Source organism: Desulfobacula sp. (genome assembly GCF_030145145.1).
GTDB lineage: Bacteria > Desulfobacterota > Desulfobacteria > Desulfobacterales > Desulfobacteraceae > Desulfobacula.
On the sequence record NZ_JAQYWD010000005.1, the window covers coordinates 97,848 to 111,783 of the forward strand.

The 13,936-nt window shown below is 45.9% G+C and carries 11 protein-coding genes; 10 read left to right on the forward strand and 1 reads right to left on the reverse strand.

Going from position 1 to position 13,936, the window contains the following annotated elements; all coding sequences use genetic code 11:
- The first annotated feature begins 8 nt into the window (after nucleotides 1-8).
- The 9 genes from Q1Q15_RS03900 (at nucleotide 9) to cphA (ending at nucleotide 12,620) form a co-directional block, all read left to right on the forward strand.
- Complete coding sequence (locus Q1Q15_RS03900) at nucleotides 9-887, forward strand: DUF58 domain-containing protein (protein WP_300456887.1); 879 nt, start codon at nucleotides 9-11, stop codon at nucleotides 885-887.
- Nucleotides 888-1,430 (forward strand): hypothetical protein, encoded by a 543-nt coding sequence (locus Q1Q15_RS03905; RefSeq protein ID WP_300456889.1) that lies wholly within the window; start codon nucleotides 888-890, stop codon nucleotides 1,428-1,430.
- Nucleotides 1,430-2,425: a VWA domain-containing protein gene (locus Q1Q15_RS03910; protein ID WP_300456891.1), complete on the forward strand. Its 996-nt coding sequence runs from the start codon at nucleotides 1,430-1,432 to the stop codon at nucleotides 2,423-2,425. The genes Q1Q15_RS03905 and Q1Q15_RS03910 overlap by 1 nt, the downstream gene beginning before the upstream one ends.
- Nucleotides 2,426-4,240 carry a VWA domain-containing protein gene (locus Q1Q15_RS03915; protein ID WP_300456893.1) on the forward strand — a complete coding sequence of 605 codons (1,815 nt, stop codon included), beginning with the start codon at nucleotides 2,426-2,428 and terminating at the stop codon, nucleotides 4,238-4,240.
- Nucleotides 4,241-4,244: 4 nt separating this feature from the next.
- Nucleotides 4,245-6,713: a BatD family protein gene (locus Q1Q15_RS03920; protein WP_300456895.1), complete on the forward strand. Its 2,469-nt coding sequence runs from the start codon at nucleotides 4,245-4,247 to the stop codon at nucleotides 6,711-6,713.
- A gap of 324 nt (nucleotides 6,714-7,037) precedes the next feature.
- Nucleotides 7,038-8,132: a RelA/SpoT domain-containing protein gene (locus tag Q1Q15_RS03925; RefSeq protein ID WP_300456897.1), complete on the forward strand. Its 1,095-nt coding sequence runs from the start codon at nucleotides 7,038-7,040 to the stop codon at nucleotides 8,130-8,132.
- Nucleotides 8,133-8,368: 236 nt separating this feature from the next.
- Complete coding sequence (locus Q1Q15_RS03930) at nucleotides 8,369-9,169, forward strand: isoaspartyl peptidase/L-asparaginase (RefSeq protein ID WP_300456899.1); 801 nt, start codon at nucleotides 8,369-8,371, stop codon at nucleotides 9,167-9,169.
- Nucleotides 9,169-10,011, forward strand: coding sequence for a cyanophycinase (locus Q1Q15_RS03935; protein WP_300456900.1), 843 nt, complete (start codon nucleotides 9,169-9,171; stop codon nucleotides 10,009-10,011). The genes Q1Q15_RS03930 and Q1Q15_RS03935 overlap by 1 nt, the downstream gene beginning before the upstream one ends.
- Entirely contained in the window at nucleotides 10,008-12,620 is a 2,613-nt protein-coding gene (gene cphA / locus Q1Q15_RS03940; RefSeq protein ID WP_300456902.1) for a cyanophycin synthetase, read from the forward strand. The genes Q1Q15_RS03935 and cphA overlap by 4 nt, the downstream gene beginning before the upstream one ends.
- Nucleotides 12,621-12,867: 247 nt before the next feature.
- Here cphA and Q1Q15_RS03945 read toward each other — a convergent pair whose 3' ends face one another.
- Entirely contained in the window at nucleotides 12,868-13,071 is a 204-nt protein-coding gene (locus Q1Q15_RS03945) for a cold-shock protein (protein WP_300456904.1), read from the reverse strand.
- Nucleotides 13,072-13,367: 296 nt separating this feature from the next.
- On the opposite strand from Q1Q15_RS03945, the gene Q1Q15_RS03950 reads away from it, so the two are divergent.
- Complete coding sequence (locus Q1Q15_RS03950) at nucleotides 13,368-13,925, forward strand: DJ-1 family glyoxalase III (RefSeq protein WP_300456906.1); 558 nt, start codon at nucleotides 13,368-13,370, stop codon at nucleotides 13,923-13,925.
- Nucleotides 13,926-13,936 lie beyond the last annotated feature (11 nt).

Genomic DNA, 13,936 nt, shown 5'->3' on the forward strand with positions numbered 1-13,936 from the left:
TGCATCCGATGATTCCTGCACATATTATTAAAAAGATAAAGCGAATTCACATTAAATCCAGCCGTACGGTTAACAGTATCATGGCCGGGCAGTATAAATCCGTGTTCAGGGGTTCGGGTATTGAATTTGAAGAAGTCAGGGAGTATTGTCCGGGGGATGATGTCAAAACATTGGACTGGAAAGTTTCGGCAAGGCTTGGCAAGCCCTTTGTCAAGCTTTACAAGGAAGAACGGGAAAGCATTGTCATGTTGCTCATTGACATGAGTGCCTCTTTGAAGTTTGGGACGTTTTCAGGACCCAAACTCGAAAGGGCCGCGGAGGTCGCATCGGTCCTTGCTTTTAATGCCATTAAAAACAATGACAAGGTCGGCGTGATCTTTTTTACGGACCGGGTTGAAAAATATATTCCCCCTAAAAAAGGTTCCAGTCATATCTGGCGGGTGATCAAGGAGATCTTTACCTTTTCTCCCCAGGGAAAAGGAACCCATATCGCGGCAGCCCTGGATTTTCTGGCAAAAATATCCAAGAAACGATCTTTTGTGTTTGTTTTGTCGGACTTTCTGGACGACGGGTATTTGAAAAGTCTGAGAACCGTTCGGCAAAAGCATGAGATCATCGGGGTGAAGATCTATGATAAAGGCGCATTTGAACTGCCTTTGTCCGGCATTGTTACCTTGTCTGATTTTGAAACCAATAGAGAACTGGTGTTTGATGCGTTCAATCAAAAAACACGGAAAAAATTTACCGCCATAAAACAGGCAGAACACCAGAAAACCCTGGGCCTTTTTTCCCAGGCCAGAAGTGATGTGATTGAACTTGAAACATCCGCTTCCGTTTCAGATACTTTGTCACAATACTTTAGATTAAGGGAAAGGCGATTCCGGTAAATGCAGGATATCCATGACATAAGACCCCCGGTACCCGTCGGTTTGGATCCGATGATTTTCAAGATTGTCCTGATGGTAATGGGGGGGATCCTTTTTTTAAGCCTGGTGTTTTTCCTGGTCAAAAAATACTTGAAAAAGAAACATCAGCCAAAGGGGTTGAAATATCTTCCTGCCCCCCTGGCACCCTATGCAGCGGCTTTAAAACAACTGAAACTTCTGTTTCAAAGAGAGCTTACGGATCCCAGACTGTTCTATTTTGATTTGACGGCTGTCCTGCGACACTATATGGGCGGCTCCTTTGGTGTCAATGCCATTGAAATGACATCCCAGGAGTTTGTTCGATGTGTCAACACCCTTGATCTGGGTCGAGAGATAAAGCAAGATATGGCCGTGTTTCATAAACGGTCTGATCCCTTTAAATATGCCGGGATTATGCCGGAAAAAGACCAGGTGAAAAAAGATCTGTTGTTGATCGAAACCATCATCCATCAAATCGAAAAAGACCTGACAAAAAAAGCTGAATCAAAAGAGGGGGATGCATAATGTTCAGGTTTGCCTCGCCGCTTTTTTTATGCTTATTGTTAGCGGTCGCGCTGGTCCTTTTTTTGAAATTCAGGAAGAAAACGGGTCACCCGATCAAGGTCTCTTCCCTGGAGGGGGTGGATCTTGTATCCCCGTCCTTTATGGTCAAGCTGTCAAGGGTTGTCCCGTTGTTGAAGACAGCCGCGTTGATTCTGCTGATCCTTGCCCTTGCCAGGCCCCAGTGGGGGGATAAAAAAATAAACGTGACCACTGAAGGGGTGAATATAATTCTGGCCCTGGATCTGTCAGAATCCATGCGGGCCCTTGATTTTAAAAAAGATAAGCAGATTGTGACACGGCTTGAAGCGGTGAAAACCGTTGTGCGGGAGTTTATCATGAAGCGGGAAGGAGACCGCATCGGCATGGTGGTGTTTGGATCCAATGCCTTTACCCAGTTGCCCCTGACCCGGGATTATAATACCATTGCCTTTATTCTTGACCGGCTGATGATCGGTGCGGCCGGTCCTAAAACAGCCATTGGGGATGCCATAGGCATCTCCCTGAAACGGCTGGAAGATATTAAGAGCAAATCCAATATTATTATTCTGTTAACCGATGGAAAAAGCAACTCGGGAGAGCTTTCCTGGGAGGATGCAACCCGGATTGCCGTCCAGAGGCGAGTGAAAATCTATACCATCGGGGTCGGCACAAAAGGGGAAGCCCCGTTTCTTGTGGATGGATTGTTCGGCAAACGGTATGTGTATCAGCAGGTGGATGTGGATCTGGATGCGTTAAAAACCATTGCCCATCAGACATCGGGCAGTTTTTTTGAGGCCCAGGATATCAAATCCCTTGAGCAGATTTATGAGATGATCAACAACCTTGAACGAACAAAGGTGGATGTTGAAAAATGGGTGGAATATAAGGAATTGTATGCCGGATTGCTGGTGACCGGGTTGCTTTTTTTCCTTCTTTACATTGTGTTGTCTAATACAAGATTTTTAAGGATACCCTGAATGAAATTTGCCCATCCCTATCTGTTGAATTTATTGTGGACATTAATCCCCGTGCTCGGCATCATGATATACGGCATGTTGAAACGAAAAAAAATCGTGTCCGGATTTGCCGGGGACAGCATGTTTTCTTTGATTATTCCCGGATTTGATCCCCGGCGGCGATGGATAAAGACAGGGTTGATTATCCTGGCCTCCGGGTTTGCCATGGTGGCCCTGGCAGGGCCGCAATGGGGATATCGATGGGAAAAAACAACCCAGAAAGGGGTGGATATCATGATCGCCCTGGACTGCTCCAAAAGTATGCTGGCCCAGGACATCAAACCCAATCGCCTTGAGCGGGCCAAACGTGAGATTATTGATCTGTTGCGGATGATGAAATCCGACAGGGCCGGTCTGGTGGCCTTCTCCGGAAGAGCCCTTCTCCAGTGCCCGTTAACCCTTGACCATGAAGCCTTTAATATTTTTTTAAAGGTGCTGGAGCCCGGGTTTTTGCCGGTGGGGGGAACCAACCTTGATGCAGCCATCAAGACAAGTTATGACGGATTTGAAAAGATGTCTGATACCCAGAAAGCCATCATTATTATTACGGACGGGGAAAGCACGGCCGGGGATGTGGAAGAAACAGCCAAAGACATGGTTAAGCTGGGGATTAAAATTTTCTGTATTGGCGTGGGAGATCTCCAGGGAGCCCCCATACCCGATGAAAATGGCGGGTTTAAAAAGGATGTCTCGGGTAATATTATTTTATCCAGGGTGGATGAAGCGGGCCTGAAAAAACTGGCCACCATCACCGGCGGAGCCTATGTCAGGTCTGTGGCAGGGGATATGGACCTTGATGTGATTTATACGGATAAAATCCTGGGGACCATGGAACGAAAAACCTTGACCTCGGGCAAGAAAAAAGTATGGGAGAACCGGTATCAATGGTTTCTTTTTCCCTGCCTGGTATTATTGCTCATAGAATTCATCTTTTCTTCAAAAAAGAAATACTCCCGGTTGTCTGTCTTTGTCTTTGTTTTTGGCATGAGTTTTTTTGGGGCCCAGAATTTTCCAGTGTATGCCCAAACGGTTTCTTCCAGCGTTAAACAGGGCATAAAGGCCTTTGACGAGCAAAATTATGAACAGGCCCAAAAGCATTTTATTGATGCCCAGCTTGCGGACCCTGAAAAGGCAGCGCTTTATTATAATATTGGTGCGGCCGCCTATATGAGCCAGGATTATGAACAGGCCAAAAAAAATTTCATGCAGGCCGCCACCTCGGACGATATTCAATTGCGGCAGGATGCCCTGTATAACCTTGCCAACACGCATTATCGTTTGGGAGAACTGGATGAGGCCATCAAGGGATATGAAAAAGTTTTAAAAGAGTTCCCCGGGGACATCCAGGCAAAAGAAAATCTGGAACTGGCCAGACAAAAAAAACAGGAGCAGGAACAGCAGACGTCTGACCCGGATAAAGCAAAAGACGATAAAGAAAAGAAAGACGACCAGAAAAAAGACGACCAGAAAAAGAAAGACGGGCAGGATCAGGATAAACATCAGGAGCAGCAGGAAAAAAAATCGGAAGACCAGGATCAACAGCAGGGTAAACAGGCCCCTGAAAATCAACCCAGGGATAACCCGGAAAAATCTCCCCCTCAATCCCAGGAGCAGACAGCCCAGCCGGCCAGAGAAAAAGACAGTACGTCCCTTGAAGAGACACCACAGGAACAGGCAAACCAAACCATAGAGAACAAGCTCAACCGGCTTGAAGACCAGCCGGGTCGAGCGATGATGCCTGGGTTACAGAAACAATATATTGAAAAAGACTGGTAAGGATATGAACTTAAAAAGAATTTTTTTCATCTCACTGGTGTCACTGTTTACCCTGCCGGTAATTGGTTTTTGTTTCGATGTCACTGCCCATGTGGATAAAACCCGCATTTCCCGGGAAGACTCGGTGTTTTTAAAAGTCGAGGTCAACGGGGGAAAAGCCGACCTGGATCTTTCCATGATAACGGATTTCAAGGTGGTATCCCGGGGGACAGCTTCAAGTTATAACTATATTAATGGCAAATCAGAAAGAAAATCAACTTATCAATATGCGTTGATTCCTTTGAGAAACGGCGGCTTGAAAATTCCGCCCATAAAGGCCATCATGAACGGTCAAACCGCTTTTACCCGGGAGATTACGATCCATGTGTCAGATCAGGCGACAGCACCCGATGACGTCAGGGCCCTGTTTGCCAAATCCGATGTGGTAGAGCCCGCTCTTTTTGTGGGCCAGCAAACGGTTTATTCCCTGACATTTTTTACGTCAAAACAATTGTCCGGGTTAGGGTTTGAAACTGCCCCTGAATTTAAAGGGTTTTCGGCAAGATCCTTTGAAAAGGAAAAAAGCTATACCCGGAACATCAATGGTATCCTTTACCACGTGACCCAGGTCAATTATATTATCATTCCCACACGTCCGGGATCATTCACCATCGATCCCGCGGTGCTGATTGCCAATGTGATCGTAAAATCAAAGCGGACTTCCGGGTTTGATTCGTTTTTTAATGATTCCTTTTTTTCGTCAAATAGTTACAAACCCATGCGCGTTGTTTCAAACCCGGTTAATATGGTTGTCTCTCCCATGCCCCCTTATAACGGGAAAGAGAAGTTTTCAGGACTTGTGGGTCGTTTTGAGATCAACGGAAACGCAGACAAAACAAGTCTTAAGGCAGGTGAATCCGTTACCTTTACCATCAAGATTTCAGGGTCAGGAAATATCATGGACGCAAGCCTTCCTGAAATTGATCTGGATACGGATGCCTTTAAAGTCTATGACGATAATCCGGTTGAAACCATTCACTTGACCGAAACCGGTTATGAAGGCGTTAAGATATTCAAGCGAGCCATTGTTCCGGTTCATCCGGGTCAATATGAGATCAAACCGGTGTTGCTGACGTATTTTGATGTGGACCAAAAGGCCTATCAGACCATCGCAACAGATGCGATCCAATTGGATGTCGCGCCATCTGAAGCGGTTCACCTGGCGGTCACGCCAGTGAACCCAACAACCGATAAATCAGTTGTGAAGCAAGAGGTGTCCCTTGTCAATAAGGATATCCTGGAAGTAAAAGAAGGCCTGGCAGCATTGAAGGATTACAGGGAAATAGACCCATTTCTTTTTGTCCTGTTGTTGTCCATCCCGGCTGTTTTGTTTTCAGGGGTCAAGCTGTTTACCCATGTCACGAAAAGAGATGTCTCCGTTGAAAAAATAATGGAAGAAAAGGCCAGGCATCACTTAAAACAGGCCGGGAAAATACAGACGGAGGATCACCGTTTCCTGGGACATCTCTATTCCGGGCTGGTGGCGTTTATTCTGGCCAAAGGGAAGAAAAGAGGCGAAACCGTAACAATACAGGAAGCCCGGACCATCCTAACCGATGCCAATATGGAAACCGATGGAATAGTCCAGATCACGGATCTGCTGGACACCATTGAATCTGTAAGGTTTGGGGGAAAACAAATGGATGAAAATAAAGCCGCAACATTGTTGTTGAAAACAAAACAGATCATGAAATTGTTTTGCCTTACCCTGGTCTGCCTGGGACTCTTTTCTTTTGCCCCGCAAAAGGCAGTGGCCGATTCCACTGCCACATTCCTAGAGGGAGTTAAGAATTATAAGGCCGGCCATTTCCATGAAGCGGCCCGGCAGTTTGAAACCATTGCAAACAATAACATCAGGAATCCCTACCTTTTTTATAATATTGCCAATGCGTATCTGAAAGCCAATGATATTGGTCGCGCCATTTTATGGTATGAACGGGCAAAGGTTTTAGCGCCCCATGATCCGGACTTGAGGTTCAACCTTGAGTATGCCAACACCCGTGTGAAAGATAAAAAGGATGACGCTGTGACGATCATGGAGGTTCTCTTTTTCTGGGATAAGCTGATTTCCGTAAAAACAATTCAGGTCACGGCTATTTTCTTTTCTTTTGTTTTCTTCGCATGGGCGGCTTTCCGACTGGTGAAAAAACGATCTGTTTTTTCCGGAACCGGTATTTTTCTATGTTCCCTGCTGATTCTGGTGACCGCCATCACCTGCGTGAATTATTATAAGCGGTCTGCAAGGCTGAGCGCGGTCATTGTCCAGGAAGAGGTGGCGGTAAGGTCAGGCATGACAGATACGGCTACGCGATTGTTCAGCCTCCATGCCGGTACCAAGGTCAGTGTTGAAGAACAAAGAGATGGGTATGTGAAAATAGTGTTTTCAAAGGGCAAGGTCGGCTGGGTGAAGATAGACGAAGCGATTATCATTTAGTTTTCCTGATTTGTAAAATAAATCTCAACTTATTTCATTTGCGGTCATAAACAGGCGATGGATATCATTTTGAATGCAAAATCGTATATAAAACCGCTATGGAACCAAAATTTCTTGATTCCACGTACGATGAAAAACTGTATTCAGAAACGCTTTCTTCACAGATCAGATTCTTTCTTGAAAACAAGAGGGGGTGACAAACACGTTCACTCAGCGCTGAAATACCAATTAAAACACATAAGGTACCAATATAATAGATTGATCATTGATTTTTGTCAAAGGCGGGTTTAAAAATAATCTGATACTTCCAAGGAGACACGCTATATGAGAAAACGCCAGAAGGAAGCGATTTTAATCTCGTTTCTTAAAGAAAAGCAAAAATATGAAAAACTTGCAGATTATATGATCCATCTGATCAAAGATGATCCTGCGTCCCCCAAAGAAAGCCTTCACACCATCATCTATCGCATTAAAGACAAGGTCAGGCTCATAGAGAAGATTGATGAAGAAAACAAACAGATCAAGGGTGATGGGACGCTGATTACCCTGAAGAATTTTAAAGATAGAATCGGAGACCTTCTGGGAATCAGGCTGATCTGTCTTCGCCTTTCCGATATTGAAGCCCTTAAAGCCTATCTTGATCTTCTGGTTGATGAAAAAATCCTGCGGTTCATCCGAAAACCGGATCACAAGAGATCTTTTATCCTGCCGGTGGACCCGGGAGAGACGATTCCGGACGGACTTAATCTACGGTACAGCGGGTATTCATCCATTCATTACCAGGTAGAGCTGGGTCAAAATGCCGATGTCCCGGATGAGTTAAAAGGGATTCAGATAGAGCTTCAATTGCGGACCATCCTGGAAGAAGCCTGGGGTGAAATCGATCACAAATACAGGTATGTATTCAGCAGGAGCGGGGATATCCTTCCGGATCATATCCATACCGGGTTCTATAATCTGAGCGCCTACCTCCAGGCCGCGGCTCTCCAGGCAGAACACCTGTGCCGGCAGACAGAGGCACACAGGCTTTTAAAATCACCCAAAACAAAACCGCCTGCCATGACAAAACCTGTTCAACCCGCCATACCGGATGCCTTTTCAGCAATACTGGAAAAATCTTTTGGGTTTAAACCGACGGTTAGAACGCTTTTCTATATCCTTAAGCGTCTGGATGAATCAGGCCATGAGCAGCCGCCGCAAATTGCATTTAAAAAAATTTTTACGAAAAACAGGCTCAAGGAATTTAAAACGATTTTCCGTGAAATCCTCAACCGGGAAGCGTTTGAAAATGATACCAAAAGAAACCTTGATGCCATAAATGCCGTTAATTTCGCGTTATCCAATGAAGCCCAGGGCAGAAGAGTGGCCAAAGAAGGGTTAAGATCAATTTTAAAATGGAAAAAAGAGCGTTCCGGGTAGGGCTGTCTTTTTTTTAAGTTTTCTCTTTGCTTGCTTAATCAGACACATAAGACTATCATACACGATAAATGTGACGGTAACCCATCGGTTTTGGATAAAATTTTCACGATACAAATTTTCTACAAAAAAAGGAAGACAATCCAGAGCTGGTTCAATTGACAGGAAAAACAAGTCCTTTCATTTCATAAACATCATGCAGATACTTGAGTTGTATCATTAAAATTCGGAGGTCATACGTGCAAAAATTTCAACGGGCCATTTTAACCCATGGTGGTTCCGCCTCGGACCCCCAAAATTCCGACGGGCCACAATCGGCGGCAAAAATCGGGATGGCTTTAATGGAAAATGGCCAATCTGCTTTATCTGCAGTGGTTCGTGCAGTAAGATATTTGGAAGATGATCCCCGGTTTAATGCCGGGCTTGGCTCACAACTCAGGGCGGACGGCTGCACCATCCAGCAGGATGCATCCTGCATGACAAGCAATGGTCAATTTGGCGCGGTTGCAGGCATTGAAGGCATCCTAAACCCTGTTGATCTGGCCCAGGGTGTATTGCTTTTTTCTCCCCATATCCTCCTTGTGGGTGATGGTGCCATGTTTTTTGCAAAAGAACAGAAGATACCGGTAATGTTGTTAAATGGCCCTGATGGTAAAAAACCATGCGCCGCTTCCTGCGATACTGTGGGTTCAGTGGCCTTTGATGGAACAACCTTTGCTGCGGCCTTAAGTTCCGGTGGGCTTGAAAAAACGGCCATAGGAAGGGTGGGTGATGTCCCCCTCCCCGGATGCGGCCTGTTCTGCGGTCCTTCAGGGGCGGTTGCCTGCACAGGAGATGGTGAATTTATCGCTTTAAAACTGTTGGCAAGAGAAGTCTATGGCTGGCTTGAAAGAAAGATGAGTGCGGATAAGGCAGCACAAAAGGCCATGACCCTGTTTGATAGTTCTGTTGATGTCGGACTCATCATTTTAACCCGGGATGAATTTGAATCAACTGCCCGTAACGGCATGGCATGGTCATCGCTTACGGAGATGAAATAATGATGGAAACAAATCCATTTTTTCTGGGACGTCTCATTGCCATTGGCGGAAATGAAGACAAAGAAAATGAATTGCTTGTACTCAAACGGGTTATCAGAGAAATCGGAAAGCCTGATTACAAGGTCGGCGTCATTGCCACTGCAAGCGAAGACCCTGAACAGCGGGGCCAGGACTATCAACAGGTCTTTACGACCCTTGGCGCATCCGAAATAAAGATCTTAACCATTAAAACAAGGGCCCAGGCAAATGATAAAACACTGGCCAAAACCCTTGAAGACGTTGATTTGATTTTTTTTACCGGTGGTGATCAGTTGCGATTAACAACGATTCTGGGCGGGTCAAAAACACTTGCTGTGATTCAAGACCGGCTTGAAGCAGGGGCCCTCATCGCCGGCACCAGTGCCGGGGCTGCTGTATTTTCAGATACCATGATTTATGAAGGAGAAAGTGAAGACGGACTGTTTAAAGGCAGCGTCCTCACGACATCCGGATTTGGTTTTGTAAAAAATATTGTTTTTGATACCCATTTTATGGCAAGGGGCCGTATCGGTCGTCTCGTTCAGATTGTTACAACGAATCCGACCTGTATCGGCTTTGGTATTGGCGAAGACTCAGGTGTTGTCCTCAAGGGAGACGGAACGGTCGAGGTCATTGGTACGGGCCAGGTCATTATTGTTGACGGCAGCGATATTGCCCATTCCAACATAATGGATATTAAACCGGGCGGGCCCATTGCCGTGGAAAATGTGCGAATCCATTCACTGGTTGACGGATATGGGTACGATTTCAAAAAAAGGCGGTTTTTAATACCATCATCACAACCCATCGGAGAGGACAGATGATTGAAATAAAAGAGTTAAGAGCATTGCGTGGCCCCAATCGATATACCCGGCATTCGGCCATATTCATGGTTTTAGATATCAAGGACTACGAGAGCCGCCCTTCAGATGAAATCAACGGCTTTTCAGATCGGCTGGTGGCACTACTGCCGACCCTCCGGGAACACGAATGCTCCATTGGTCAACCCGGCGGATTTGTCCAGAGGCTTGAGAGGGGAACCTGGGCCGGTCATATCATTGAACATATTGCCATTGAACTTCAATGCCTGGCTGGAATGGCGGTTGGATATGGGAAAACGCTGGGCACGATGCAAAAGGGAGTTTATATTGTTGTCTTCAGGTATCTTGTAGAATCTGCAGGATTAAAAGCAGCTCAAGAGGCCGTATCCATATTCGAAGCAATGGCCGAAGAAGAGAGATTTGATGTCAGCCGGGTTATTTCTGATCTCAAAATTTTGCGCGAAGATCATATGCTGGGACCCACAACCTGGAGTATTGTTAAGGAAGCCCATTCAAGAGGCATTCCCTTTATCCGGCTGAATGAGGAAAGTTATGTCCAGTTGGGGTATGGCGCCCATCAAAAACGGATTCAGGCCTCTATAACCGGCAATACGTCGGCCATTGCCGTGGAAATTGCCGATGAAAAGACACGGGTGAAGACCCATTTGAAAAAAGCCGGGATACCGGTTCCAAAGGGCCAGGTGGTGACAACCCTGGAAGAGGCCATGACTGTTTTTAACGAAATCAATGCTGCTGTCGTGGTCAAGCCGGATGTGGGGAATCACGGCAATGGATCTACCATCAATGTGATTGATACGGATCAGTTAAAAATGGCTTTTTACGTTGCCAAAGCCTTTTATCCGGATGTCATTGTTGAAGCGTATGTTCATGGGGGTGATTTTCGCCTTCTGGTCATAGATGGAAAAATGGTGGCTGCGGCCAGGCGAGAGCCTGCTCATATCATTGGTGACGGAACGTCCTCCATAAAAGAGCTCATTGGAATTGTCAATTCAGGTCCGCTTCGCGGGTTTGGGCATGAAAAAGTCCTGACACAAATTGAAATTGATGAAATGACTGAACGGCTACTGGCCCTGAGGGGATTTTCCCTGGATTCCCGGCCGGAGGCGGGGGAGAAAGTTTACCTCAAAGCCACGGCCAACTTAAGTCAGGGGGGAACTGCCACCGATGTGACCGATGAGGTAAACCCGGAGATCCGCAGGATGGCTGAACGTGCTGCACGGATTATTGGGCTGGATTGTGTGGGCGTCGATGCCCTGGCCCAGGACATATCGCTACCTCTTGACTCCTCCGGCATAAAAGTCGTTGAAGTCAATGCCGCACCCGGATTCAGGATGCATCTGGAGCCGACCAACGGCCAACCCAGGAACGTTGCAGTACAGATGGTGGATATGCTTTTCCCGGGCGGATATGACCGGATTCCGGTTGTGGCTGTGACCGGAACAAATGGCAAGACAACGACCTGTAAACTGCTTGCCCATTCATTAAAGTATTCGGGAAAAATAGTGGGTCTGGCCTGCACCACCGGTGTTGCCATTGACGGGAACTCTATTTTGACCGGAGACTACAGCGGTCCGGAAGGTGCCGGGATTGTCTTAAGGGAACCCTCTGTGGACCATATTGTACTGGAAGTCGCCCGGGGGGGAATCGCAAGAAGAGGTCTTGGTGTTGATGCGGTGGATGTGGGTGTGCTGTTGAATATTGGAAAGGACCACCTGGGGTGTGACTGGATTGAATCCCAGGAAGAGTTATCCCTGGTAAAATCCACGGTAATAGAAGTTGTTAAAAAAACGGGTACTTCGGTTTTAAACGCAGATGACAGTGTGACCATGAGCGTTCTGGACCGTGCCCGGGGAGCGATTATTCTGTTTTCCCTGGACCCGGACAATGAAACGGTTGTCACCCATGTGAAAAACGGGGGAACCGTTGTTACGGTAATCGACCGGAATGCCGTCATCAGAAAAAGCGAATTGGACATCATTGTCTGCACGCTTGAAGAAATCCCCATTACCTTTGGCGGAATTATCGACTTTAACATTTCCAATGCCCTGGCAGCCATTGCCGCCCTCCACGCTTTGAACCTGCCCATTGAACAGATTCGAAACGGAATCATGACCTTTTATCCTTCTGTAAACCAGAATCCGGGTCGTATGAATTTATTTGATTTTCAACACTACAAGGTCCTTTTGGATTATGGTCATAATCCGGAATCGGCCATTGCCCTGGCCCAATTGCTGCCACGGCTCTCGCCCGGAAGAAAGGTTGGATTATGTCATGGAACCGGCAGCCGGACCGATGAACAACTCATTGACTTTGGCAAAGCCCTGGCTTTGGTATACGATTATATTATTTTGACCGATTTTGATCCCCGTCAAAGGCCTGTAGGAGAAACTCAGAAGATCGTTCATGAGGGACTCATTCAAGGCGGGTTCCAGGAAAACCATATTGAAATCATTTCAGAGCCTGAAAAAGCCGTGGATCACATTTTTTCAAAGGCCCGAAAAGGGGATTTGCTGGTCATTCAACCAGATGAGCTTGAACCTGTCATGGGTCAGATAATGAAACGGTATCGGCAGCTGGTCACTCATTTGTAGACAGGGATAAAATATGCTTATTAATATCCCAAAAACAGTTTGAATGTCTCAGAATAGTGATACAAAATGACCGTTACATCAAAAAAATACAATGCACAAAAACCTCAGGTTTAAACAGTGGGATGGACTTGTATGAGAAAACAGATGGTTTCTTAAAAACAAAAAGACCCTGAACGATAGCTTGTCCAGGGTCTTTTATTTTTCAAGTCATCAAGATGACTTTTTTTGCTGCAAATAAAACGGTTTACTAAACCACGGTTACATTTGCTGCTGCAGGACCTTTCTGGCCTTCTTCAATGTCGAATGTAACACTATCCCCTTCATTGAGGGATTTAAAACCAGTGGTATTAATGCCTGAATGATGCACAAACACATCTTTTCCACCGTCTTGTTGTTCAATAAATCCGAAACCTTTTGAGTCGTTAAACCATTTTACGATACCGTTCGCCATGTTGGCAATCTCCTAAAAAAAATAAAAAAATATACGTTTCTAACTTTGGGGGCAACGCCGCTTTTATTGTCGGGAATATACTCCTTGGGAGGGAAACTTATGTGCTAATACAACATAACACAATTCAACTAATATAGAAGAATGTCGATTGGAAGTCAAGCATTAAAAAATATTGTTCTCTGACAGTTTCCCGTTCTTTTAAAAAGTGAACTTGAACAGATTGACTTCATTAAAATCACCTGTTATCTCTATTACGAGTTTTTTTTTGTGATTTTAAAAGAAAAAAGGAGACTGTCATGGGAAAAAAAGTGCTTGTTCCGGTGGCCCAGGGGACAGAGGAAATGGAAGCCATTACCATCATTGATGTTCTTCGACGGGCAGGCGCAACGGTGATCGTGGCATCTGTGGATGAGATCACCATCAAGGCATCAAAGGGCATTGAATTTAAAGCCGACAGACTTATCAAAGACTGTATGTCGGAAGAATTTGATTTGATTGTCCTGCCGGGCGGGATACCGGGCGCCCAGAATCTTCGGGATTCCGCAGAACTTGAGCGTCTTCTTAAAAAACAGGCAGAACTGAAAAAATTTTATGCTGCCATCTGTGCATCTCCTGCCGTTGTTCTGCATCATCACGGGCTTATCACTCCCGGTCGCGTGACCTGTCATCCCGGGTTTGCGGATCAGATTGATAATGGGAACATTGCCCAAGGAACGGTTGTGGTGGATGGGAATTGTATCACCAGCAGGGGCGCTGGAACTGCCTGTGATTTTGCACTAAAGCTTGTTGAACTGCTCTATTCAAAGGCAAAGCGAGCAGAAGTGATGCAGGGTCTTGCACTGGAAGTGGATTGATTGATCTGCAG